The 23,139-nt window shown below is 65.7% G+C and carries 25 protein-coding genes and 1 riboswitch; of the genes, 13 read left to right on the forward strand and 12 right to left on the reverse strand.

The window, feature by feature from the left end; all coding sequences use genetic code 11:
- Nucleotides 1–2: 2 nt before the first annotated feature.
- The 3 genes from ACNFBT_RS00580 to upp all read right to left on the reverse strand — a co-directional run bounded on the left by ACNFBT_RS00580 (nucleotide 3) and on the right by upp (nucleotide 3,093).
- Complete coding sequence (locus ACNFBT_RS00580; RefSeq protein ID WP_416745502.1) at nucleotides 3–1,001, reverse strand: lysylphosphatidylglycerol synthase transmembrane domain-containing protein; 999 nt, start codon at nucleotides 999–1,001, stop codon at nucleotides 3–5.
- A 160-nt stretch (nucleotides 1,002–1,161) separates the two neighbouring features.
- Nucleotides 1,162–2,451, reverse strand: a complete 1,290-nt coding sequence (locus ACNFBT_RS00585) for a uracil-xanthine permease family protein (protein ID WP_416745504.1) — start codon at nucleotides 2,449–2,451, stop codon at nucleotides 1,162–1,164.
- 3 nt (nucleotides 2,452–2,454) lie between these two features.
- The gene (gene upp, locus ACNFBT_RS00590) at nucleotides 2,455–3,093 is read right to left on the reverse strand and encodes a uracil phosphoribosyltransferase (protein WP_416745506.1); all 639 of its coding nucleotides are present in this window, start codon (nucleotides 3,091–3,093) and stop codon (nucleotides 2,455–2,457) included.
- Nucleotides 3,094–3,248: 155 nt separating this feature from the next.
- Here upp and ACNFBT_RS00595 point away from each other — a divergent pair, with 155 nt between their 5' ends.
- The 3 genes from ACNFBT_RS00595 (at nucleotide 3,249) to ACNFBT_RS00605 (ending at nucleotide 5,947) form a co-directional block, all read left to right on the forward strand.
- Entirely contained in the window at nucleotides 3,249–3,806 is a 558-nt protein-coding gene (locus ACNFBT_RS00595) for a hypoxanthine-guanine phosphoribosyltransferase (protein ID WP_416745508.1), read from the forward strand.
- 1 nt (nucleotide 3,807) lies between these two features.
- Nucleotides 3,808–4,284 (forward strand): WbuC family cupin fold metalloprotein, encoded by a 477-nt coding sequence (locus ACNFBT_RS00600; RefSeq protein WP_416745510.1) that lies wholly within the window; start codon nucleotides 3,808–3,810, stop codon nucleotides 4,282–4,284.
- Nucleotides 4,285–4,522: 238 nt separating this feature from the next.
- Nucleotides 4,523–5,947 (forward strand): aldehyde dehydrogenase family protein, encoded by a 1,425-nt coding sequence (locus ACNFBT_RS00605; RefSeq protein WP_416745512.1) that lies wholly within the window; start codon nucleotides 4,523–4,525, stop codon nucleotides 5,945–5,947.
- On the opposite strand, the gene ACNFBT_RS00610 is transcribed toward ACNFBT_RS00605, so the two are convergent.
- Nucleotides 5,931–6,848, reverse strand: a complete 918-nt coding sequence (locus ACNFBT_RS00610) for a LysR family transcriptional regulator (RefSeq protein WP_416745513.1) — start codon at nucleotides 6,846–6,848, stop codon at nucleotides 5,931–5,933. The genes ACNFBT_RS00605 and ACNFBT_RS00610 overlap by 17 nt on opposite strands.
- Before the next feature lie 137 nt (nucleotides 6,849–6,985).
- Between ACNFBT_RS00610 and ACNFBT_RS00615 the strand changes: the two genes are divergently transcribed.
- The 3 genes from ACNFBT_RS00615 (at nucleotide 6,986) to ACNFBT_RS00625 (ending at nucleotide 8,527) form a co-directional block, all read left to right on the forward strand.
- Entirely contained in the window at nucleotides 6,986–7,471 is a 486-nt protein-coding gene (locus ACNFBT_RS00615; protein ID WP_416745514.1) for a hypothetical protein, read from the forward strand.
- Nucleotides 7,472–7,570: 99 nt separating this feature from the next.
- Nucleotides 7,571–7,858, forward strand: a complete 288-nt coding sequence (locus ACNFBT_RS00620) for a PA4642 family protein (protein ID WP_416745516.1) — start codon at nucleotides 7,571–7,573, stop codon at nucleotides 7,856–7,858.
- Between the two features lie 267 nt (nucleotides 7,859–8,125).
- Nucleotides 8,126–8,527 carry a VOC family protein gene (locus ACNFBT_RS00625; RefSeq protein WP_416745517.1) on the forward strand — a complete coding sequence of 134 codons (402 nt, stop codon included), beginning with the start codon at nucleotides 8,126–8,128 and terminating at the stop codon, nucleotides 8,525–8,527.
- Nucleotides 8,528–8,598: 71 nt separating this feature from the next.
- On the opposite strand, the gene mqo is transcribed toward ACNFBT_RS00625, so the two are convergent.
- Nucleotides 8,599–10,092: a malate dehydrogenase (quinone) gene (mqo, locus tag ACNFBT_RS00630; RefSeq protein WP_416745518.1), complete on the reverse strand. Its 1,494-nt coding sequence runs from the start codon at nucleotides 10,090–10,092 to the stop codon at nucleotides 8,599–8,601.
- 810 nt (nucleotides 10,093–10,902) lie between these two features.
- Here mqo and ACNFBT_RS00635 point away from each other — a divergent pair.
- Nucleotides 10,903–11,490, forward strand: coding sequence for a YajG family lipoprotein (locus ACNFBT_RS00635; RefSeq protein ID WP_416745520.1), 588 nt, complete (start codon nucleotides 10,903–10,905; stop codon nucleotides 11,488–11,490).
- 66 nt (nucleotides 11,491–11,556) lie between these two features.
- On the opposite strand, the gene ACNFBT_RS00640 is transcribed toward ACNFBT_RS00635, so the two are convergent.
- Nucleotides 11,557–11,763, reverse strand: coding sequence for a hypothetical protein (locus ACNFBT_RS00640; RefSeq protein WP_416745521.1), 207 nt, complete (start codon nucleotides 11,761–11,763; stop codon nucleotides 11,557–11,559).
- Between the two features lie 267 nt (nucleotides 11,764–12,030).
- Between ACNFBT_RS00640 and ACNFBT_RS00645 the strand changes: the two genes are divergently transcribed.
- On the forward strand, nucleotides 12,031–12,309 hold the full coding sequence (locus tag ACNFBT_RS00645) for a hypothetical protein (RefSeq protein WP_416745523.1): 279 nt from the start codon (nucleotides 12,031–12,033) through the stop codon (nucleotides 12,307–12,309).
- Nucleotides 12,310–12,348: 39 nt separating this feature from the next.
- Here ACNFBT_RS00645 and ACNFBT_RS00650 read toward each other — a convergent pair whose 3' ends face one another.
- Nucleotides 12,349–13,506, reverse strand: coding sequence for a 1-acyl-sn-glycerol-3-phosphate acyltransferase (locus ACNFBT_RS00650; protein WP_416745525.1), 1,158 nt, complete (start codon nucleotides 13,504–13,506; stop codon nucleotides 12,349–12,351).
- A gap of 142 nt (nucleotides 13,507–13,648) precedes the next feature.
- On the opposite strand from ACNFBT_RS00650, the gene ACNFBT_RS00655 reads away from it, so the two are divergent.
- From ACNFBT_RS00655 to ACNFBT_RS00665, 3 genes are read left to right on the forward strand one after another with little or no spacing between them, the layout of a single operon-like run.
- Entirely contained in the window at nucleotides 13,649–13,831 is a 183-nt protein-coding gene (locus ACNFBT_RS00655) for a CPXCG motif-containing cysteine-rich protein (RefSeq protein WP_207885994.1), read from the forward strand.
- Nucleotides 13,831–14,097: a DUF2007 domain-containing protein gene (locus tag ACNFBT_RS00660; protein ID WP_416745527.1), complete on the forward strand. Its 267-nt coding sequence runs from the start codon at nucleotides 13,831–13,833 to the stop codon at nucleotides 14,095–14,097. The genes ACNFBT_RS00655 and ACNFBT_RS00660 overlap by 1 nt, the downstream gene beginning before the upstream one ends.
- Before the next feature lie 19 nt (nucleotides 14,098–14,116).
- A complete protein-coding gene (locus tag ACNFBT_RS00665; RefSeq protein WP_416745529.1) occupies nucleotides 14,117–14,728 on the forward strand; it encodes an SOS response-associated peptidase in 612 nt (203 codons plus the stop codon).
- A 164-nt stretch (nucleotides 14,729–14,892) separates the two neighbouring features.
- Here the strand turns inward: ACNFBT_RS00665 and ACNFBT_RS00670 are convergent, their stop codons facing one another.
- The gene (locus ACNFBT_RS00670) at nucleotides 14,893–17,025 is read right to left on the reverse strand and encodes a methyl-accepting chemotaxis protein (RefSeq protein ID WP_416745531.1); all 2,133 of its coding nucleotides are present in this window, start codon (nucleotides 17,023–17,025) and stop codon (nucleotides 14,893–14,895) included.
- 189 nt (nucleotides 17,026–17,214) lie between these two features.
- Between ACNFBT_RS00670 and ACNFBT_RS00675 the strand changes: the two genes are divergently transcribed.
- Both ACNFBT_RS00675 and ACNFBT_RS00680 read left to right on the forward strand, forming a co-directional pair.
- Nucleotides 17,215–18,033, forward strand: a complete 819-nt coding sequence (locus tag ACNFBT_RS00675; RefSeq protein ID WP_416745533.1) for a M48 family metallopeptidase — start codon at nucleotides 17,215–17,217, stop codon at nucleotides 18,031–18,033.
- A 5-nt stretch (nucleotides 18,034–18,038) separates the two neighbouring features.
- Entirely contained in the window at nucleotides 18,039–19,076 is a 1,038-nt protein-coding gene (locus ACNFBT_RS00680; RefSeq protein ID WP_416747145.1) for an NAD-dependent epimerase/dehydratase family protein, read from the forward strand.
- Between the two features lie 46 nt (nucleotides 19,077–19,122).
- Here the strand turns inward: ACNFBT_RS00680 and ACNFBT_RS00685 are convergent, their stop codons facing one another.
- The 4 genes from ACNFBT_RS00685 to ACNFBT_RS00700 form a co-directional block, all read right to left on the reverse strand.
- On the reverse strand, nucleotides 19,123–19,566 hold the full coding sequence (locus ACNFBT_RS00685; protein WP_416745535.1) for a ketosteroid isomerase-related protein: 444 nt from the start codon (nucleotides 19,564–19,566) through the stop codon (nucleotides 19,123–19,125).
- A 106-nt stretch (nucleotides 19,567–19,672) separates the two neighbouring features.
- Nucleotides 19,673–20,254 (reverse strand): TMEM165/GDT1 family protein, encoded by a 582-nt coding sequence (locus ACNFBT_RS00690; protein WP_416745537.1) that lies wholly within the window; start codon nucleotides 20,252–20,254, stop codon nucleotides 19,673–19,675.
- A gap of 77 nt (nucleotides 20,255–20,331) precedes the next feature.
- A riboswitch (yybP-ykoY riboswitch) is annotated at nucleotides 20,332–20,463 on the reverse strand.
- A 44-nt stretch (nucleotides 20,464–20,507) separates the two neighbouring features.
- A complete protein-coding gene (locus ACNFBT_RS00695; protein WP_416747147.1) occupies nucleotides 20,508–21,965 on the reverse strand; it encodes an amino acid permease in 1,458 nt (485 codons plus the stop codon).
- A gap of 117 nt (nucleotides 21,966–22,082) precedes the next feature.
- Complete coding sequence (locus ACNFBT_RS00700) at nucleotides 22,083–23,087, reverse strand: methyltransferase (protein WP_416745539.1); 1,005 nt, start codon at nucleotides 23,085–23,087, stop codon at nucleotides 22,083–22,085.
- Nucleotides 23,088–23,139: the final 52 nt, after the last annotated feature.

A 23,139-nucleotide genomic window follows, 5' to 3' on the forward strand; every position in this document is an offset into this window, starting at 1 on the left:
TCTCAGGTCTTTTCCCGCAGCCCTATCAACTTGCGCAACAGCGGCCGCCCGGCCAGCAGGGCGAACACCGGAGCGCCCATCACCAGGTAGAAGTAGTAGGTCACTACGCGCCAGATCAGGATGGCCGCGGCCGCCGTGGATTTGCCCACCAGCGGGGCGAGCAGCGCGGCGGAGGTCAGTTCGGTGCCGCCAGCGCCGCCTGGCAGCAGCGTGGCGAGGCCGGCGGCCAGCGACAGCAACTGGATCAGGAAGGTCCAGGCCCAGTGCAGGTCCACGCCCATCGCGCGCAGGGTGAGGTAGAGCACCGAGAAGCGCAGGGTCCAGTGGCAGCAGGTGAGGCAGAAGATCAGCGCCAGGCGGCGTTTCGGCTGGCGCAGGCTGCTGACCAGGGTGTCGCGGAAGTGCAGGCATTTGCGCGCCCAGTGCAGGCGCGTACGCGGCTTCACCCCCAGGCGTGCGAGCAGGCGCCCGACGGCCTTGATCGCCCGGCGCTGGAAGCGCGCCAGCAGGACCACCCCGAAGAAGATCCCGCCCAGCAGCACGCCGCTGGTGATCAGCGACGTCTCCAGGTTCGGGCTGACGCTGTGGGACAGGGCCCATACCAGCACCGCCGCCAGCGCGCAGAGGAAGAACATCAGGTCGCTGAGCTGGTCCACGGCGAAGATCGCGCTGCTGTGCGCCGCGCGCATGCCGTGGCGCGACAGCAGGGCCATCAGCGTCAACGGGCCGCCGGTGCCGCCAGGGGTGGCGTAGAAGGCGAATTCCGAGGCCATGATGATGCCCACCGACTGGACCCGGCCGATGTCGCCGGCGCGGCCGTTGAGCAGCACCCGCAGCTTCTGGGCGTTGATCAGCCAGCACAGCAGGATCATTCCGAACATGATCAGCAGGCTGTCGAGGGGGAACGCCAGGACCTGGGGGAGCATCTCCGGGCCGCCCAGGACCAGGGGGATCAGCGAGGCGCCGATCAGGCCCAGCAGCAGCCACCCGCCGCGACTCACGGATGCATCTCCGGCAGGGGCGCAAGGGCGGGCAGGGCAGGGCGCAATGGGGAAGTTGGCTGGGTGAGTCGCTGTTTCATGCAGGGTGGACCGTCAGCGCGGGACTGCGTTCGCCGAACTTTCCGTGGGCAGGGCGCCGCCCTCCGGCGGCGCCCCAGGCTCACTCGGGGGACTTCTCGCCGGCGCCTTCCTCCAGCGCCTTGTTCTCCCAGCCGTCTTCGCCCGGCAGGATCAGGTTCAGCAGGATGGCGACGATGGCGCACAGGGCGATACCCTTCAGGCCGAAGTCGTCGGGACCGGTGCCGGTGCCGATCAGCACGCCGCCGATGCCGAACACCAGGGTGACCGAGACGATGCACAGGTTGCGCGCCTGCGACAGGTCGACCTTGTGGCGGATCAGGGTGTTCATGCCCACCGAGGCGATGGTGCCGAACAGCAGGCAGAGGATGCCGCCCATCACCGGCACCGGGATGCTCTGCAGGATGGCGCCGAACTTGCCGATGAAGGCCAGGCCGATGGCGAACACCGCCGCCCAGGTCATGATCTTCGGGTTGTAGTTCTTGGTCAGCATCACCGCGCCGGTCACTTCCGCGTAGGTGGTGTTCGGCGGGCCGCCGAACAGGCCGGCGGCGGAGGTGGCGATGCCGTCGCCCAGCAGGGTGCGGTGCAGGCCCGGGGTCTTCAGGTAGTTCTTGCCGGTCACCCCACCCACGGCGATGACGCCGCCGATGTGCTCGATGGCCGGGGCCAACGCCACAGGGACGATGAACAGGATGGCCTGCCAGTTGAATTCCGGGGTGGTGAACTTGGGCAGCTCCAGCCAGGGCGCGGCGGCGATCTTGGCCACGTCGACCACGCCGAAGACGAAGGACAGGCCGTAGCCCACCAGCACGCCGGAGATGATCGGCACCAGGCGCAGCATGCCCTTGCCGAACACCGCGACGATCAGGGTGGTCACCAGCGCCGGCATGGAGATCAGCATGGCGGTCTTGTAGGGGATCAGCTCGGCGCCGTCACCGGCTTTGCCCATGGCCATGTTGGCGGCGATTGGCGCCATGGCCAGGCCAATGGAGATGATCACCGGGCCGATCACCACCGGCGGCAGCAGGCGGTCGATGAAGCCGGTGCCCTTGATCTTCACCGCCAGGCCCAGGAAGGTGTAGACGAAGCCCGCCGCCACCACGCCGCCCATGGTCGCGGCCAGGCCGAACTGGCCCTTGGCGAGGATGATCGGGGTGATGAAGGCGAAGCTCGACGCCAGGAACACCGGCACCTGGCGGCCGGTGACGATTTGGAACATCAGGGTGCCGAAGCCGGCAGTGAACAGCGCGACGTTCGGGTCCAGGCCGGTAATCAGCGGCATCAGCACCAGTGCGCCGAAGGCCACGAAGAGCATCTGCGCGCCGGAGATGACCTGGCGCCACAGCGGGTCGTTGAATTCATCGGCCATGAATCAGGCGTCCTTCTGCTTGGTGCCGAAGATCTTGTCACCGGCATCGCCCAGGCCCGGCATGATGTAACCGTGCTCGTTCAGGCCCTGGTCGATCGACGCGGTGTAGATGAGCACGTCCGGATGCGCATCGCCCACCGCCTTGATCCCTTCCGGCGCGGCCACCAGCACCATGGCGCGGATGTCCTTGCTACCAGCCTTCTTCAGCAGGTTGATGGTGGCGACCATGGAGCCGCCGGTGGCGAGCATCGGGTCGATGATCAGCGAGCGGCGCTCGGCGATGTCCGGCGCGAGCTTTTCCAGGTAGGTGTGCGCTTCGAGGGTTTCCTCGTTGCGCGCGACCCCGACGGCGCTGACCTTGGCGCCCGGGATCAGGCTGAGCACGCCGTCGAGCATGCCTATGCCGGCACGCAGGATCGGCACCACGGTGATCTTCTTGCCGGCGATCTTCTCGACCTGAACCGGGCCCGCCCAGCCTTCGATCTCGTAGTTCTCCAGCGGCAGGTCCTTGGTCGCCTCGTAGGTGAGCAGGGCGCCTACTTCCTGGGCCAGTTCGCGGAAATTCTTGGTACTGATATCGTGACGGCGCATCAGTCCGATCTTGTGGCGGATCAGGGGATGGCGAATCTCGAGTACGGGCATGGGCGGAGTCTCCGGACGGGCTGGCAAAAAAATTGCGGTAGCGTAATGCATCCTAGCTATCTTGGGCCACGATTGTCGGGGACTTTCGTCCGCTGACCCTTGCCCCACGGCACGCCGATAGGTACCTTTGCGCACTTTTTCACGGGAGAACCCCCATGTCCGTCGATCTCGCGCACATTCGCCAAGTCATGGCCGAAGCCGACTGCCTGTACACCAATGCTGAGGTGGAGGCCGCCATCGCCCGCGTGGCCGAGTCCATCAACGGCACCCTGGCCGAGACCAACCCGGTGGTGTTCTGCGTGATGAACGGCGGCCTGATCTTCTCCGGCAAGCTGCTGCCGCTGCTGAATTTCCCGCTGGAAGCCTCGTACCTGCATGCGACCCGTTACCGCAACGAGACCACCGGCGGCGAGCTGTTCTGGAAGGCCAAGCCGGAAATCTCCTTCATCGACCGCGACGTGCTGATCATCGACGACATCCTCGACGAAGGGCACACCCTCTCGGCGATCATCGATTTCTGCAAGCACGCAGGCGCCAAGCGCGTGCACACCGCCGTGCTGATCGACAAGGACCACGACCGCAAGGCTCGTCCGGATCTGAAGGCCGACTACGTGGGCCTGTCCTGCGTCGACCGCTACATCTTCGGTTACGGCATGGACTACAAGGGCTACTGGCGCAACGCCGCCGGCATCTTCGCGGTCAAGGGGCTCTGATATGACCGGGCCGCGTTTTCTCGACAGTGCGCTGTTCGACCAGGTCGCGGCCAAAGCCGCCGCCAGCCCCCGGCGTCGGCAGAACCACAACTTCCACGAGCAGACCGAGCCTTGCCACCGGCTGCTCAACGCGCTGCAGCCGGACAGCTACATCCCGCCCCATTGCCACCGCCACCCGGACAAGGCCGAGAGCCTGCTGGTGGTGAAGGGCGCGCTGGGCCTGCTGATCTTCTCCGACAGCGGCGAGCTGTTAAGTACTCGTGTGCTGCGTGCGGGCGGCGAATGCGTCGGTGCCGACCTGCCGCCGGGCACCTTCCACGCCATCGTGGCGCTGGAGCCGGACAGCATCATGTTCGAAGCCAAGGCCGGGCCGTTCGTGCCGCTGGGCGAGGACGAGCGCGGCCAGTGGGCACCGCGCGAGGGCGAGCCGGGCGCCGCCGAGTATCTGGCCTGGATGCGGGCGCAGTTCCCGGCCTGAGCGTAGGGCGTATAACGTTCGGCGTTATACGCCGTTTGGCCTTGGTTCCAAGGCGCTCCGAGTTCAACCTTGGCGTTGCTGACCTGGAAGGTGTATCGGCGTACAACCGCGAACGGTTGTACGCCCTACGGCACCTGATACATTGACTTGAATCGATGTATGCATGTTAAAGCGTGCATTTTTGCCAATGCATGCCCCGCCTATCCTGCGATCCTCACTCAACCCGCCCGAGGTTCGCATGTCCCGTCTTCTCTATATCGATGGCCAATGGCTGGCCGCCGCCAGCGGCGCCGTCCTGCGCCCGATCGCTCCCGCCACCCGTGAAGCGCTGCCGGAAGTCGCCTGCGCCGGTGCTGCCGACATCGAGCGCGCCGTCGCCGCCGCCCAGCGCGCCTTCGCCGGTTGGCGCCAGACCACCGCCGCCCAGCGTGCCGGCTACCTGCGCGGCTTCGCCGAGCAGCTGGAAGCCCGCCGCGAAAACCTGATCGCCCTGCAGATGCAGGCCAGCGGCAAGCCGCGTCTGGAAGCGGAAATTGATATCGGTGACGCCATCGCCACCTTTGCCTACTACGCCGAGCTGGCCGAGCAGCTGGACGCACGGCAGAACGCCGAAGTCGCCCTGCCGGACGCCGGCTACCGCTCGCAGACCCGCTTCGAGCCCATCGGCGTGGTCGGCCTGATCGTGCCGTGGAACTTCCCGCTGGTGACCAGTGCCTGGAAAGTCGCGCCGGCCCTGGCTGCGGGCTGCACCGTGGTGCTCAAGCCTTCGGAAATCACCCCGCTGATCGAGCTGGTGCTGGGCGAGATCGCCGACGCCATCGGCCTGCCGGCCGGCGTTCTGAACCTGGTGCCGGGCCTGGCCGATGCGGGCGCTGCGCTGTGCAGCCATCCGGCCATCGCCAAGCTGTCCTTCACCGGCAGCAACGTCGTGGGCCGCAAGGTCATGGAAGCCGCCGCCGCGCGCACCCTGCCGGTGGGTCTGGAGCTGGGCGGCAAGTCGCCGATCCTGGTGTTCGAGGATTGCGACCTGGACGAAGCTGTGCAGTGGATCATCGCCGGCGTCTACTGGAACGCCGGGCAGATGTGCTCCGCCACCTCGCGCCTGCTGGTGCAGGAATCCATTGCCGGGCCGCTGCTGGCGAAGCTGAAGGTCGCGGTGGAAGGCCTGCGCGTCGGCAACCCGCTGCTCGGTGAGACCGACATGGGCCCGATGACCAGCGAAGCGCAGTACCGCAAGGTGCTGGATTACTTCGCCGTTGCCCGCGACGAGGGCCTGGCCTGCCTGACCGGCGGCGAAGCCGGCGAGGGCTGGTTCATTCGTCCGACCGTCTACACCGATGTGCCGGCGGACAGCCGCCTGTGGCGCGAGGAAATCTTCGGCCCGGTACTCTGCGTGCGTACCTTCAGCGACGAGGCCGACGCCCTGCGCCAGGCCAACGACAGCGACTTCGCGCTGGCCGCCACCGTGTGCAGCGCTGATCTGGACCGCGCCCAGCGCGTCGCCGAGAACCTGGAGGCCGGCAACGTCTGGCTGAACTCGCCGCAAGTAGTCTTCCCGCAGACCTCCTGGGGCGGCGGCAAGCGCAGCGGTATCGGCCGCGAGCTGGGCCCGTGGGGCCTGTCGGCGTTCTTCGATATCAAGCACATCACCGTGCCGCGCTGATCGGTGTCACCCCGTGCTCCAGGCATAGGTCCTCCACCAGCGCCTGGAGCGCTTCGTTGTGCCCCGGCTCGTCGCGCACCACCAGGCTGTGGGTGATGCCGTAGCCGAGGCTGTCCGGCAGTAGCGCGCGCATTTCGCCCTGTTCCACCCAGCGCTCGGCGTAATGCGTCGGCAGGTAGCCCAGGTGGGTGCCGGCGCGCACGGCGTGGAGCACTGCCTCCATGTGCTGGGTGAACGCCGTGCTGCGTTGCGGGTCGGCCGGCAGTTGTACGTCGGCCACCGCATAGCCGTGCTGAATCCAGTTGCAGCTTTCCAGTTCGTCGGCATCGGTTACTTCCTTGCCGAACAGCGGATGCTCGCGCCCGCAGAAGACCGCCACGCGTTCGTGGTACAGCGGCTCGTAGCGCAGGTTCGGCAGGCGCCGGCTGAAGCAGGCGATGGCCAGGTGCAGGCGGCCGCTGAGCACCAGGCGTTCCAGTTCGGTGGACGACTCGATGAGGAAGTGCAGGCGCACGTCCTGATCGCGGCGATCGAAGCGCGCCAGGGTCTGGTGGATGCGCGCACCGGGCAGGGTGGCGACGTTGTCGGCCATGCCCAGGTGCAGTTCGCCCACCAGGCGCCCGGCCAATGACTGCACCTGATCGCGGAAGTCGCCGAGCGCGGCGAACAGGTTCTGCGTGTAGTCCAGCACCCGCTCGCCTTTCTCGGTCAGGCGGAAGCCGCTCTTGCCGCGCTCGCACAGGCGATAGCCCAGGCGCGTCTCCAGGCTGGCGATGTGCGTGCTGATGGTCGACTGGCCCATGCCCAGCTCGCCCTGGGCCGCGGAAAAGCCGCCGCAACGCACCACGCAGGCGAAGATGCGCAGCAGGCGCAGGTCGAGGTCGGATACGTTGTGCAGCATGATGGAATGGTCTTGGGTCGATGTGAGGAGGGTGTTGCGTTGAAGGCTATCAATGTATTGGCGGGCACGCCATGTGCGCCTGTCGTGGCGCTTCGGGGGCGTGCTAGAGTGCTTGGCCCTGTTCCGCGGAGGTGATGATGTCCGTTCGCATTCCGGGCGCCGCGTTGGCGCTGGCGCTCTGTCTACCCTTCGTGGCGTTCGCCGCGCCGCCGATGCACAGCCAGTTCCTGCCGCCGGACGACGCCGGCCTGCGCCAGGGCGAGCCGGAGCAGCAGCAACTGCTGCAGGTCACCGAGTACAGCGTGGTGCTGGGCAACCAGCGCCAGTCCAACCAGCAGCCGATCCCGATCACTACGCCGGCGTTGCTGCGCCTGAAGGGCAAGCCGCTGAACAAGGGCGCGCAGATCAGCCAGGTGGTGATCAACTTCGATGCCGAGGGCAAGAGCCTGAAGAAGCCGGTCTATGACGACAAGACCCGGGTGCTCAGCCTCTATTACCCGCAGGCGGCCTACCCGAAGTTGCTCGACCTGCTGCGCAACGGCGCCGTCTACGTGCAGTTCCTGAGCTACGGCAACGGCCATATCTGGGCCGACCTGCACACCGGTGCGGTGCGCGCGCGTTGAGCCGTGGCCGCGCGCGGAGTTAAACTCCCGCCTCCGTGGTGCCCGGCCTGAACCGATGCGGGCCGCGATTCCCGAGACAGCCGTAGAGAGAAACGAGCGATGCGTAAAGACAAGAAGCAGGTGATTGGCGAAGAAATCGGCGACGACGCCATCAAGCTGTTCCTCGACGTGGAACCGGCCGACGACACCCCGCCGTCCCTGCACAAGCTGGTCAAGGCCTACCGTGGCCTGCGCATCGACGACTTCGAGCGCTTCGTCGGCTTCTTCGTCGAGGCCGGTTACGACCTGTCCGCCAAGGACGCCAATGGCCAGGACTTCGTTGCCCTGATCCAGGACCAGCGCCAGGCCGAGCCCTACATCGAAGTGATCAAGGCTGCTCGCGGCTGATCGCATCGACTCGCTGAAAAGCCCGCCTTGTGCGGGCTTTTTCGTTTTCATCCTGTAGGAGCGGACCTTGTCCGCGAAGTGCTCCGATTCACGCCGGGTCGTTCAGGGGGCGCCGGTCGGGATTTCGCGGACAAGGTCCGCTCTTCGGGCCCCCATGTAGCGATAGCCGGCGGAAATCCCAGAAGGAGCCGCTGTGTTGCGCCCCTATCCCTGAATCCCCGCCTAGAATTTCCGTTACAACGATAACGACAAGGCGAGGACGAAGCCGTGCAAGTACAGCCCTATCTGTTTTTCCATGGTCGCGCCGATGAGGCCATTGCCTTCTACCAACACGCCGTGGGCGCCCAGCTCAACATACTGATGCGCTACGAGGAAGCGCCCGGCCCGTCGCCGGTGCCGGACGGTTGGCTGGACAAGGTGATGCACGCCAGCCTGCGGATCGGTGAAACCGAAATCCTCCTGTCCGATGGCCGTGGCGAGCACAACGCCGCTTTCAATGGCTTCTCCCTGCACCTGGCGCTGCGCAGCGTGGTGGCGGCTGAGCAGGCGTTCGCCGCACTGGCGGAGGAGGGGCGGGTGGACATGCCGCTGGAGAAGACCTTCTGGGCCCAGCGCTTCGGCATGCTCACCGACCGCTTCGGCGTTGGCTGGATGGTCAGCTGCCACTGACCCTGCACTTCAAAACGAATGCGAAAACGAAAAAGCCCGCCGGAAGGCGGGCTTTTTCATGGGCGCAAGGCTCAGGACGCGGCGACGATCTGCAGACGGTCGGCGGTCATCTGATTGACTTCGCGGTAGACCGCGGCGTCGGTTTCCAGCTGCTTCTCGCGGGCCGGGAAGATCTCCTTGAGCTTCGCGGTCCACGCGGCCGACTTGTACTGCTCGGGGAAGCAGCGCTCCAGCAGGCCCAGCATGATCGACACGGTCACCGAGGCGCCCGGGGAGGCGCCGAGCAGGGCGGCGATGCTGCCGTCCTGGGCCGCCACCAGTTCGGTACCGAACTGCAGGATGCCGCCTTTCTTCGGGTCCTTCTTGATGATCTGCACGCGCTGGCCGGCGGTTTCGAGGCGCCAGTCGGCCGGGTCCAGCTCGGGGTAGAACTTGCGCAGGGAGTCGATGCGCTGCTCCATGGACTGCATGACTTCCTTCACCAGGTAGCGGGTGAGATCCATGTTGTCACGGGCCACGGCGAGCATCGGCAGCAGGTTGCTGGTGCGCACCGAGAGCGGCAGGTCGAGGAACGAACCATGACGCAGGAACTTGGTGGAGAAGCCGGCGTAGGGGCCGAACAGCAGGGAGGTCTTGCCTTCGACCACGCGGGTGTCCAGGTGCGGCACGGACATCGGCGGGGCGCCGACTTCGGCCTGGCTGTAGACCTTGGCCTGGTGATGCTTGACCACTTCGGGGTTGTCGCAACGCAGCCACTGGCCGCTCACCGGGAAGCCGCCGAAACCTTTGCTTTCCGGGATGCCGGACATCTGCAGCAGCGGCAGCGCGCCGCCGCCGGCGCCGAGGAAGACGAACTTCGCCTTGACCTTGCGGCCCTCGCCGGTCTGGGTGTTCTTGATCTCCACCAGCCAGCCGTCACCGGTGCGCTCAAGGCCGACCACTTTCTGGAAGTAGCGGACTTCGCTGCCTTCGCGGCTGGCCAGGTAGCTCAGCAGTTGGTTGGTCAGGGCGCCGAAGTTGACGTCGGTACCGCTTTCCACGCGGGTCATGGCGACCTGCTCGTCGGCCGGGCGACCGGGCATGGTCAGCGGGGCCCAATCGGCGATCTTCGCGCGGTCCTCGGTGTATTCCATCGAGGTGAAGGCATGGTGCTGGCTGAGAAGCTCGAAGCGCTTCTTCAGGAACGGAATGTCCTTGCCACGCACGAAGCTCATGTGCGGAACGGGGTTGATGAAGTTGCGCGCTGTGCCGAAGGCTTCCTTCCCGGTCAGGTAGGCCCAGAACTGCTTGGACACCTCGAACTGGGCGTTGATGTTCACCGCCTTCTTGATGTCGATCGAGCCGTCGGCGGCCTGCGGGGTGTAGTTCAGTTCGCAGAGACCGGCGTGGCCGGTACCGGCGTTGTTCCACGGGTTGGAACTTTCGATGGCCCCGGATTCCTGCAGTTCGACGATCTCGAGCTTGACGCTCGGATCGACTTCCTTGAGCAGGACAGCCAGGGTTGCGCTCATGATGCCGGCGCCTACCAGCAGCACGTCCATCGATTCGTAATCGTTCTGCGCCATTAACGCGTCTCCAGAAAACTATCAGCAGCCAGTTGTGACAGAGGCTTTGCGCTCACTGCGCGTGAAGCCGCCTGTCCGAATTCTTCTCAGGTCGCGTGCGACCATCCGCGAATGCCATCGGCCGGGATTGGAGGAGGGGAAAGGTGCACCTTCGCTCGGCAATCCACGGCGGACGATCAGGGCATCCGCAAGTGCATCGGGTGGGCGCTTATGCGCGGCTTCCGGTGCCGAAAAAGCGATTCAGTGCTGCGGGGACAGACGTTAATGGTGCTGCTACCGACGCAAAACTCTTCATTGCTCGCCACACTCTCGTGAAGTAGTGAAAAACCTTCAAATCACGCTCTTTTGGAGGCGTGAAACTCAAAGGGGATCGTCGTTGCGGGCCGGTCCGGTCTCCGTACGGAGGGGGCGGCTGCATCCTTGCCAAGCGTTCTGCGCAACGAACGTTAAGCGCGACGGCCAGTGACCGAGGCGAGTGGCGACTCTCTTTGAGGGGTGGCAGAGGCGAGACACGGTGTGTCGGCATCGTGCGGGGCCCGATCTGGAGGCGTCCTTATAATCGGGGGGCGATTATAACGGCGAAACAAAAAAAAAGCCCTGCACCTTAGACTTTTTTCCGAGTCTTTGACTCTGGAATTGCGTTTTTCGCCCTGCCTTGGTGCGTCTTGCCCCAGGGCAGGTCAATACGGCATGAGGCCGCGCCCGCCGGGAACCCTGAGAACGGGTTCAGCGTCCAATGGCCAGGCGCTATCTGCCCGCGCCGACGGTCGGTATACTGCCGGCCATCGCCCAACCCATGGAGAGATGAGCATGCTGCAACGCTTGTTGCTCAGCTTTATCGCTGCTGCCAGCCTGACCCTGACCGGCTGTGCGCTCAGCCCGCAACAACTCAACCCGGACCCGGTATTCAAGGGGCCCATCACCGCCGTCGGCCAAGGCCAGCCGGTAGTGGTCAAGGTCGTCGACGGCCGTCCCAGCACCGCGCTGGGCACCCGTGGTGGCCTGTACTCCGAAACCAGCCAGCTCACCGTGCGCAGCCAGGATGTAATTCCCAAGCTGCAACTGCAGGCCGAAACCGCTGTGCGTCTGCTGGGCTTCACGCCGTCGCCCAACGCCTACAACGCACCGCAGCTGACCCTGACCCTGGCCGAACTGAAGTACCAGTCGCCCAAGGAAGGCATGTACGTCACCGAGGCCGACATCAGCGCGACCTTCCGCGTGGACGTGCAGACCAGTGCGCGTCACTACAGCGGTCGCTACGGCGCTGCGCTGAACCAGCGCTTCGGCATGGCGCCCAACGAGGCGACCAACAGCAAGCTGGTGGGCGATGTGCTCAGCGATGCCCTGAACCGCGTGTTCAAGGACCCGAGCGTCGGCCAGACGTTGAACCAGCGCTGATCGATGCGGCAATGAAAAAGCCCGGCCAATGCCGGGCTTTTTCATGGGCCGCTGAAGGCGGTGCGATCAGGCGGCCTGGCGGTACGGATCGACCTCGATCGAGCGCATGCGTTCGTCGGTTTCCGGCAGGTCCAGGTGTTCGTGGCCGCAGGCCTGGGTGTAGACCAGCCAGTGGTCGTCCTGGACGTTGAAGGACAGCTCGACGACGACGGCTTCGATTTCTTCCAGGTGTTCGATCAGGTACGCACTTTCGTGGGGAACGATTTCGAGCATGGCGAATCTCCTAGGCGAAGGACCGGATTGGCTGGATTCATTCAAGCCAGCCGCGTGCCAAGGCGCAGGAGAAGTCTTAGACCGATTCTCGATAACTCTTACGCTCGTCGTAATTAAGCGTTACGCGCTGGCTGCGGTGACTGGCCTGCGGATAAAATGCGCGACGATTGTTTCTCATCCATGACGGGCGATGCCCGTTCATCCAGTAGACTCACCCCCGGCTCTCCTTCGCGATAACTGGTGTGCAGTCCCGAAGTGGAGGTTGTGATGTCGCTGCAGGCGCTCTGGAGCTTGTTCCAGGCCCATCCTGGTCGGATCCTCAACGATCTGGCGCTGTTCTTCGCCCTGGCAGGCGGCTGGCTGCTGCTGGCCACCCGCCGTCGCGAGCGCCTGGCCCTGGCGCGTCTGGCCACCGAAAGCGAACTGCAGCCGATACCGCTGGACAGCTTCGAGCCGACGCTGCGACTGAACCGCTTCTTCTACCGCTTCGGCTTCGCCTGCATGGCGCTGGCGCTGGCGGTCAGCTGGTACAGCACGCGGCTGTGATGAGCCACCATTGAAAAAGGCGCCCGAGGGCGCCTTTTTTCATGCCTGCTTGAGGCGGTATTGGTTCAGCACCGGGTTGGCGTATTGCAGGATCAGGTGCGCGCGCTGCTCGGCGGGGCACTCGGCCAGGCGACGCTCCCATTCGGTGCGGGCGCGGCGCAGTTCCTCGTCCTTGAACAGGCTCGCCGCGGTGGGCACCTGCAGGGCCGGATCGCGCAGCGCGGAGGCCTCGTAGGCCAGGTAGTGCACCGGGAACAGCCGGTAGTTGCCGAGGATCTGCCGGTCCAGCTCGGCGGCGAGCTGCTTGGTGTCGCTGAACTCCCCGGTGATCTGCTCGCCGAAGTTGATGTGCACCCGGCCCTTGTAGCCGGTGATGCCCTGCACGATGCTGCGGTCGTCCTCGCCCGGCGCTTTCGTGTATTCGCCGGTGGTGGCGCGGGTGAACAGCTCGCGGGCCTTGGCGGCATCGCAGGGGTCGTATTCGTAGCTGATGGACACCGGGATCAGGTGCAGCTCGCGGATCACCTCGGCGAACGGCTCGTCCTTGCAGCTCATGTGGAACATCTTGAGGATCGCCGAATCGGTGCGGTCATCCCCGTCCTTGGCGCGGCCTTCGGCCTGGGCGATCCAGATCGACTGGCCGTCCTGGCGAATCGAGTGATTGATGTAGGCCGAGAGCTTCTGGTACGCCGCCAGTTTCTCGCGCCGGCCAGTGATCGAGCGATGCACGATGAAGCTCTTGTTCAGGCGCATGAGGTCGCTGACGAAGGGCTTCTGCAGCAGGTTGTCGCCGATGGCGATGCGCGGCGTCGGCAGCTTGGCGTGGTAGATCGCGTAGTTGCAGAAGGCCGGATCCATCACGATGTCGCGGTGGTTGGCGATGAACAGGTACGCGCAGCCGGGTTTCAGACGCTCGACGCCGGAATAGGTGACTCCGTCGGTGGCGTGCTCGATGGTGCGGTCGACATAGGGCTCGATCTTGTCCTGCAGCGCGATGACGCTGCGGATGCCGGTGACTTCACGGGCCAGGCGATGAGCTATAAGAGGTCTGAGCAGCCAGCCGAACGGCCCGGACAGACGGGGGAAGCGGTAACGCGCCAGCGCGCCGAGGAAGGCGTCATCGCTCAGCAGGCGTTGCAGGACGGCCGGGACTTCGGCGTCATTGTACGGTCGGATGGCTTCGAACTCGCCCATCATGCTCTCTGATTGAATTTTTTAGGGGTATCACGGGCCAAGCCGCGAAGTAGACAGCTCGGAGGGTTGCCAGGGGACCGCTCGGTCAGACTGGGCACCCTGAAAGACCGCGCGATTATAAACGGAAGTCACGGGGGAACCAGCGATGCTCGAAAGTCAGGCCTACACCTGCCCCTATTGTGGCGAGCCGGCGGAGGCCGTGCTCGACCTGTCCGGAGGCGACCAGCGCTACTATGAAGATTGTCCGGTATGTTGCCGGCCGATCCTGTTTCAGCTTTACACCGACGGTGTGGAGTGGTCCCTGGAAGTCCAGCGCGAGGACGACTGATGCAGCGAATCTACGAACCCGCCGACCTGATCGAGGCCGAGTTGCTGGGCGGGATGCTGGCCAATGAGGGCATTTCGTCGCACCTTGGCGGACGCCACCTGCTCGGTGGCATCGGCGAGCTGCCGGGCATGGGGTTGCTGCACCTGTGGGTCGAGGATGAGCACGCCGAGCGCGCGAGGGCGTTGATCGCCGCGTACAATGCCGCGCAACCCCTGCCAGGGCCCGCCGATGACATCGAGACCGGTCCTGGCGTCCTGCTGTGCTGATTGATCGTTCCGAGAGCCCATGACCAGCCGCTACGCCCTGTTCCGCTGGAACCGCGAACTTGCCGAGAGCGCCGGATTCCCCGCCGATCTCCAGCCGCAGTGGAGCCTTGCGCCCGGCGCCCGTGTGCTGATGCTGCGCGAGGAGGGCGGCGCCCGTTGTGCCGACCTGGCGCGCTGGGGGCTGACGCCGGCCTGGCTGAAGGACCTGTCGCGCACGCCGGCCCATGCCCGTGCCGAAACCATCGCCGATCAGCCGATGTTCCGCGACGCCTTCGCCCAGCGCCGCTGCCTGCTGCCGGCCAACGGCTTCTATGAATGGCGCGGTGTGCGCAAGCGGCCGCACTGGATTTCCGGCGGCGGGCTGATCTGCTTTGCGGGGGTGTGGGAGGCGTATCCGGTGGAAGGCCACACCTATTACAGCGTGGCGATGCTGACCCAGGCGGCGGGCGACATGCGCCGGCCGCTGATCCTGGACGTGGCGGAGCAGGCGCAGTGGCTGTCGAGCGAGACGGAGACGGCGCGACTGCTGGAGCTGCTGCAATTGCCCCAGGCGCGGTTGCGCGAGCAGCCGCTGGCGAACTTCATCAACGATCCCACGTGCAATGGGCCGGAGTGCCTGACGCCCGCCTGATGCAGAACTTCCCGTAGGAGCGGTCGGGTAGGGCGCATAACCTTCGACGTTATACGCCGTTTGGCCTTGGTTTCAGGGCGCTCCGAGCTTGCCCATGGGGCCGACCATAGTCGTGGTGAACCGGCGTACAACCGCGAACGGTTGTACGCCGTACGCGAGTCGCTTCACACCTTGAACTGATTCACCAGCCGACGCTGCTGCTCCGCCAGTTTGGTCAGCTCGGCGCTGGCCTGGGAGGCTTCGTCCGCGCCGCCGGCCACCTGGTTGGCGACCATGCCGATGTTGGTGACGTTGCGGTTGATGTCCTCGGCCACCGCGCTCTGCTCCTCGGCGGCGCTGGCGATCTGGGTGTTCATGTCGTTGATCACCGACACCGCCTGGGTGATCGACTCCAGCGCCTGGGCCGCCTCGCTGGCGTGACGCACGCTGTCGTCGGTCTTCTCCTGGCTCTGCTGCATCACCTGCACCACTTCGCGGGTACCGTGCTGCAGTTGCTGGATCATCGACTGGATTTCCTCGGTGGCCTGCTGGGTCTTCTGCGCGAGGTTGCGCACCTCGTCGGCGACCACCGCGAAGCCGCGTCCCTGCTCGCCGGCGCGGGCCGCTTCGATGGCGGCGTTGAGCGCCAGCAGGTTGGTCTGCTCGGCGATGCCACGGATAGCCACCAGGATCGCATTGATGTTCTCGCTGTCGCGGGCCAGGGTCTGGACCACGCCCACCGCGCGGCCGATCTCGCTGGCCAGCGCCTGGATCGCCGCCGAGCTGCTCTCGACGATGCGCTTGCCGTGGTGTGCGGCCTGGTCGGCGTGGTTGGCCGCCTCCGCCGCGTGGGTGGCGTTGCGTGCCACGTCCTGGGCGGTGGCGGTCATCTCGTGGACAGCGGTGGCCACCAGCTCGATTTCCGCCAGCTGCTGCTGCACGCCCTGGTTGGTGCGGATGGCGATGTCGGCGGTGTGTTCGGAGGAATCGCTGACGCGCTGCACCGAGGTCACCACCTGGCCGATCATGCCCTGCAGTTTGCCGAGGAAGGTGTTGAAGCCCTTGGCGATGGAACCCAGCTCGTCGGCGCGGTCGCTGGACAGGCGGCGGGTGAGGTCGCCTTCGCCCTGGGCGATGTCGTCGAGCATGCCGACCAGCTGGCGCAGCGGACGGGCGATGCCGTGGCCGACCAGCCAGATCACCGCAAGACCAATGGCGGCGATGAGCAGGCCCACCAGGGTCATGCCCAGGGTGTCGCCGTCGCGTTGGGATTTCAGGTCGCCCTGCAGCTTGTGCAGCTCGCCCAGCACCGCTTCCTGCGGCAGCTGCACGGCCAGCGTCCAGCGCACGCCGGTGTCGGCGATGGTGAAGGGCAGGAGCACCTCAATCTGGCCGCGCTCCGCGTCGAGCGTCGACAGCGGCTGATCCAGCGTCAGCTTGGAGAGGTTGGCGAGGGTATCGGCGTCCAGCACGCTGTTGGCCGGTTCGCCGAGCTTGCCGGCGTCCTTGGTGTAGGCGACCAGGCGGCCGTTGCCGGAAATCAGCGCCATCTCGCCGGCACCGTTGTAGAGCTGGCTGTCGGCGTTCTTCAGCAGGGTCTGGATGAAGTCCAGCGACAGGTCGACGCCCACCGAACCCTTGAACTGGCCGTTGACCAGGATCGGCGCGTTGAAGGACGACATCAGCACCATCTTGCCGCCCATTTCATAGGGCGCCGGGTCGACGATGCAGGGCTGGCGCTTCTCTTTCGGGCACAGGTAGTACTCGCCCTCGCGCACGCCAGTAGGCTGTATCTTCTGGCTTTCAAGGGTGTCGCCCATGGCCTCGACGGTCAGGCCGCCGTCCTTGCGATACCACCAGGGCATGAAGCGGCCGTCCGCGCCGTAGCCCGGCTGGCCGGCGTGATCGCTGTCGTTGCCGGTGAAGGCGTTGGGCTCCCAGCCGGCGAAGGCGTCGAGCAGCTTGGGGTTCTGTTCCACAGTCTGGCGCAGCAGGCCGGACATCTCGTCGCGGCTGATTTTCAGCACCGGGGCGCCGCTGGCGTCGACCTTGCCCATCAGGGCGTTGGTGTTGGCCAGGTCCTTGGCGACGGTCAGCGGGTACTCCAGCTCGCGCTGGATCTGGCTGACCTGCCCGCGTGCCATGGCCACCAGGCGCTCATTGATCACCTGTTCGAGCAAGGCCTGGGTGCGCTCCTGCACCAGTGCCTGCGTTCTGGCGCCTGCGAACAGCGCATACAGCACCAATGCCGCGACCACCGCCAAGACGCTGGCTCCGGCCAGCGCCACCACGGAAAACTGGATCGACTTGAATTTCATACGGGTACCCGATGTCCCAGACCTGCGTGTCACTCTGTATCGGCAGGACCCGCACAATTCATTAGGCAGCGCTTGTAATGGGTTGTAACGCCCTTGTGTGCGGCCTGTTGCGTGGTGGTTGCCGGCCATCGGGGGTGGGCCTACCATGCGCGCTGTTCTTGGCATATCGCAATGTTTCGGGAGAGCAGCATGCCCAATCTTTTCCGTGTCGCCGGCCTGGCCGCAGCCCTGCTGCTGACCGCCTGCCAGCAGGTGAACACCACCAGTGGCGGCGTCGTCGGCGTCGACCGCAAGCAGAACATGTTCAGCATGCTGTCCAGCGCGCAGGTCGATCAGATGTACGCCCAGTCCTACCAGCAGACCCTCGGCGAGGCGTCCAAGGCTGGCAAGCTGGACGCCAGCAGCAGCGACGCCAAGCGCGTGAAGGCCATCGCCAGCCGGCTGATTCCGCAGACCGGCGCCTTCCGTCCGGACGCCCCGTCCTGGAAGTGGGAAGTCAACGTGATCCAGAGCGATGAGCTCAACGCCAACTGCGGCCCGGGCGGCAAGATCATCGTCTACACCGGGCTGATCGATAAGCTGAAGCTGAGCGATGACGAACTCGCCGCGGTGATGGGCCACGAAATCGCCCACGCCCTGCGCGAGCACGGTCGCGAAGCCATGTCCCGCGCCTACGCCGAGCAGATGGGCCTGGGTATCGGCGGCGCGCTGCTGGGCCTGGGCCAGGGCAGCGTCGACCTGGCCCACCAGGTGGTGGAGTACAGCCTGACCCTGCCCAACAGCCGGCAGAACGAGAACGAAGCCGACCTGATCGGCCTGGAATTGGCCGCCCGCGCCGGCTATAACCCCAACGCCGCGATGACCTTGTGGCAGAAGATGGGGCAGGCCGGTGGCGACGCGCCGCCGGAAATCCTCAGCACCCACCCGGCCGACAGCACCCGGATGGCTAACCTGAAGGCCGCCATTCCGAAGGTGATGCCGCTGTACGAGCAAGCCAAGGGTCGCTGATTGGCCTGCCAGGAGCGGCGCGAGATAGCGCCGCTGCGCAACGTGAACAGGGAGCGCCCGTGAAAATCGCTGTACTCGGAGCCACAGGGCTTCTGGGCCATCACGCCGCCCGCGCCATCAAGGCCGCTGGACACCAGTTGGTGCTGATCCATCGGCCGTCGTCGCAGATTCAACGCCTGGCCTACCTCGAGCCGGAATGCCGGGTGGCCGAACTCTTCGATCACCAGGGCATGGCGCGCGCGCTGAGCGGCCTGGACGCGGTGATCTTCAGCGCCGGTTACTACCCGGTGCGGCCACGGCGCTGGCAGGAGGAAGTGGCCAGCGCCCTGGACCTGACCAACCATTTCTACGCCGCCTGCCTGCAGGCCAAGGTGCCGCGAATTCTCTACGTCGGCTCAGCCTTCGCCATGCCCTTGCACCCGCAGGGGCTGCCGGGGCATGAGGGGCTGTTCTACGAGGGCCTGCCCACCGGCAAGAGTGCCTACGTCATGTGCAAGTGGGCGCTCGACGAGCAGGCCCGCGAGCAGGCCCGCGGCGGGTTGCCGGTGGTGATCGGGATTCCCGGCATGGCGCTGGGCGAGTTCGACATCGGCCCGACCACCGGCCGCCTCATCACGGCCATTGGCCGCGATGAGATGCTTCACTACGTGCCAGGCCGGCGCAATGTGATCGACGCCGCCGAGGCAGGTCGCGGCCTGCTGCTGGCGCTGGAGCGCGGCCGGGTCGGCGAACGTTACCTGCTTACCGGACACAACATCGAGATGGGCGAGCTGACCGCCACCATCGCCCGTCTGCTGGGCAAGCCGGCACCGACGCCGATGCCGCTGCATCGCGCGCGCGCCCTGGCCACCCTGGGACGCTGGCGTTACCGGCTGACCGGCAAGATGCCGCTGCTGGACGACACGGCGATCGAGGTGATGGCCGGCGGACAGTTCCTCGACGGGCGCAAGGCGCTCGAAGAGCTGCGCTTCGAGAGCCACGTGCCGCTGGAGGATACGCTGGAGCGGGCGATTGCCTGGTTCCATGCCAACGACTATCTGTAGAACCCGCAAGAATGAAAAAGCCCGGCAGATGCCGGGCTTTTTCATGTCAGGGCAGTGCCTTTTCGGCAAAGGGGCGGTTCTGCAGCCCCATCTGCGCGCGGAAGCTTTCCATGTCGAACATGGTGCACAGCTCTAGGATTTCCCCGGTGCTGCTGAACACCCAGAAGCCCATGGCCGACAGGCTGAGGATCTTCTCGCTGGCCGGGTAGCCGAAGGCGGGGCGGGAGATGCTGCCCAGCAGGGTGCTCCAGGTGAACACCTTGTTGCCTTCGCGGATGCATTCCTCCACCACTACTTCCAGGTCCGGCATGGCCGAGCGGATGCCCTCCACCAGCCGGCGGTAGCCGGCGTTGTTCAGCGGTTGCGCGGTGAAGGCGCTCTTGTAGATGAAGTCCGGGCTGTGCAGTTGCTCGGCCAGCGCCAGATGACCCTTGTTCCATGCAAGGTCGATGTGCTGGCGGGCGACTTTCTTGAGATCCTTCTCAAACATGGTGCGTCCTGCGGTTCCTGAAATACGGGGGAGAATGGCACGCCACTGTGTATCGTTTGTGAAACACAGGCATTGGCCGGCGCGCCAGGCTCCATCGGGTTTCAGGTCAGACCACGCCGCCCAGTTGCAGCGCGTGCCAGACAGCGGCCAGGCCGAGGATGGCGAAGGCCGCGGCGGCCAGGCGGCGGATCAGGTTCAGCGGCAGGCGGTCGGCGGCGAAGTTGCCCGCCAGCACCACCGGCACGTTGGCGATCAGCATGCCCAGCGTGGTGCCCAGCACCACCAGCCAGAAATGCGGGTACTGCGCGGCCAGCATCACGGTGGCGACCTGGGTCTTGTCGCCCATCTCGGCGAGGAAGAAGGCGATCAGGGTGGTGAGGAACGGACCGAATTTCTTCAGCGCGCCTTCTTCGTCGTCATCCAGCTTGTCGGGGATCAGGGTCCAGGCGGCGACGGCCAGGAAGCAGGCAGCCAATACCCAGCTCAGTACGGTGGCGGAGAAGAAGCTGGCGACCCAGCTGCCGACGGCACCGGCGGCGAAGTGGTTGGCCAGGGTGGCGGCGATGATCCCGGCGATGATCGGCCAGGGCTTGCGGAAACGGGCAGCGAGAACGAGCGCGAGCAGTTGCGTCTTGTCGCCGATTTCGGCCAGGGCAACGATCAGGGTTGGGACGAAGAGGGATTCCATCAGGCTTCCTAAGGGGCGGGTCGACTCATCACCATGACACGCGCCACCTGCCCGCCCCGGGTCAGGTTGCTCGTGTCATAGGTCTTGTCAAACCCGGGCCTGAACGGTGCAGGCGTGGGTCGCACGCGCCATGGTCTGCGGACCAAGTGTGTTGACGCGTACCGGGCGAGCTGGGCGCTCGCGGGAGACTACTCCCCTAGGACGGGGCGCATTCTGCCCAAGTCCTAGGACTTGGGCAAGCCTGCGTGTCGGATCATTCGCGGTGGGGGCGGATGTCCATGTCCTCGTAGCGGATGATGCGGGTGCCGTTCTTGAAGCGGTAGCCCAGCCAGATCGCCAGGAACAACGGGATGGTGATGTAGGTGGCGACCAACCCGGCCCAGTCCACGTGCTCGCCGACGAACGCCTGGTAGTTTTGCCCCAGGGTAATGATCAGGCAGAGGGTGAAAGCGAACAGCGGACCGAAGGGGAACCACTTGGCGCGGTAGGGCAGGCTATTCAGGTTGCCGCCCTGCAGGACGAAGGCCTTGCGGAAGCGATAGTGCGACACGGCGATGCCCAGCCAGACGATGAAGCCGCACATGCCCGAAGCGTTGAGCAGCCAGGTGTAGACGGTCTTGTCGCCAATGAAGCTGGTGAGGAAGCACAGCGCGCCGACGAAGGTGGTGGCCAGCAATGCGTAGCGTGGCACCCCGCTGACGGATACCTCGCTGAACACGCGGGGCGCCTTGCCGTGCAGAGCCATGGTGTAGAGCATCCGGGTCGAGGCGTACATGCCGGAGTTGCCGGCCGAGAGGATCGCCGAGAGGATCACCGCGTTCATCACGCCCGCCGCCGCGGCCAGGCCCGCACGCTCGAACAGCAGGGTGAAGGGCGAGGTGCTGATGTCGCTGCTGTCGGTCTTGAGCAGGTTCGGATCGGTGTAGGGGATCAGCATGCCGATCACGAAGATCGACAGGATGTAGAACATCAGGATTCGCCAGAACACCTGGCGGATGGCGATGGGAATGGACTTCTGCGGGTTCTCCGATTCGCCGGCGGCGACGCCGATCAGCTCGGTGCCCTGGAAGGAGAAGCCGGCGATCATCGCCACCCCGATCATGGCCTGCAGGCCGCCGACGAAGGGCGCGTCACCGGTGGTGAAGTTGCTGAAGCCGGGGCTGTCGACGCCATGCATGATGCCGATGATGCTGGCCAGGCCAATGCCGATGAACACGATGACGGCGACCACCTTGATCAGCGCGAACCAGAACTCGCTCTCGCCGAAGCCCTTCACCGAGAAGTAGTTGAGCATGAACATGATGCCCAGGAACACCACGCTCCAGTAGATGCCGGGCACGTCGGGGAACCAGAACTTCATCACCAGCTGCGCGGCCACCAGCTCCGCGGCGATGGTCACCGCCCAGTTGTACCAGTAGTTCCAGCCCATGGCGAAACCGAAGCCATCGTCGATGAAACGGCTGCCATAGGTGCAGAACGAGCCGGAGTCAGGGATATACGCCGCCAGTTCGCCCAGGCTGGTCATCAGGAAGAACACCATCAGGCCGATCAGCGCGTAGGCCATCAGCGCGCCGCCGGGGCCGGCGGTGGCGATGGTGCTGCCGGAGGCGACGAACAGGCCGGTGCCGATGGAGCCGCCGATGGCGATCATGTTCAGGTGGCGGGGCTTGAGAGAGCGCTTGAGATGATGCGGCTTCTCTTTCGGCCCCATGGCGAATGTCAGTTCGACATCGTCGTTGAGTCTTCGATTCACAGGTGTCCTCGATAAGTCTGGGCGTGCGGCGGCGCGCCGGTCCGTGGCTCGCAGCAGTGTAGTGCGAGCCTCGGCTCAGCGCCGCCGGGCGCTGTAAATGCGGAAGCCGTCGGCTTCGGCCAGGGTCTGGCAGGGGCCGAGATGCTGTTCGATCAGCGGCGGGTATTTCAGGAAGCTGTTGGCCACCAGGCGCAGCTCGCCGTTCGCCAGCAGATGGCGGGCGGACTGGCGCAGCAGGTGTTCGGTGGCGGCGTAGCTGGTGTGCACGCCCTGGTGGAAGGGCGGGTTGCTGACGATGGCGGCAAGCCCGGTGGGAGCCGCGTCGATGCCATCGCCGGCGATCACTTCACCCTCAAGGCCATTGGCGGCCAGGGTCAGGCGGCTGCTTTCGATGGCGAAGGCGTCGACGTCCAGCAGGGTCAGGCGACTCTGTGGATAACGTCGTTTGAGCGTGGCGCCGAGCACGCCGGCACCGCAACCGAAGTCCAGCACCTGCCCGATCGGCAGGCCGTCCAGTTGTTCCAGCAGCAGGGCGCTGCCGCGATCCAGGCGGCCGTGGCTGAATACGCCGGGCAGGGTCACCACGTGCAGCGGGCCGTCAGCCAGCGACAGTTCGTAGCGTTGTGCCAGGGCGTGCAGGTCGGGAGCCACTGGTGCGCCGTCGACGCGCGCGTGCCACAGCTGGCAGTGGCGGGCACTGTCGAGCTTGCTGGCGCGGCCGAATTCGCCGAGCTGCTTGCTGGCGCGTTCGACACCGGCGCGTTTCTCGCCGACCAGGTACAGCTCGCCATCCGGCACGCAGGCGGCCAGGGCGGCGAACAGGTAGTCAGTGAGTTCGCGGGATTTGGGCAGGAACAGCACGGCGGCATCGAAGGTGCCTTCCGGCGCGGTAGCGCCGAAGTGGCAGCGGCCGGGATAGCGGGCTTCGAGCTGCTGCTGTTCGCCGGCGTGCCAGCTCCAGCCCTGGGCCTGCGGCAGGTCGCCGAGCAGGCCGTCGGCGGGCAGGCCGGCGAGCAGGACGCGGCCCTGGAAGCGCTCGATCTGGCGCAGCAGCACTTCACTGGTGGGGGCGTTGGACATGCGGCCTCCTCGAAAAAAGGGCGCGAGTTTAGCAGGGCTGCCTTGGCCGAGC

This window comes from Pseudomonas sp. NY15181, assembly GCF_048068055.1.
Lineage (GTDB): Bacteria > Pseudomonadota > Gammaproteobacteria > Pseudomonadales > Pseudomonadaceae > Pseudomonas.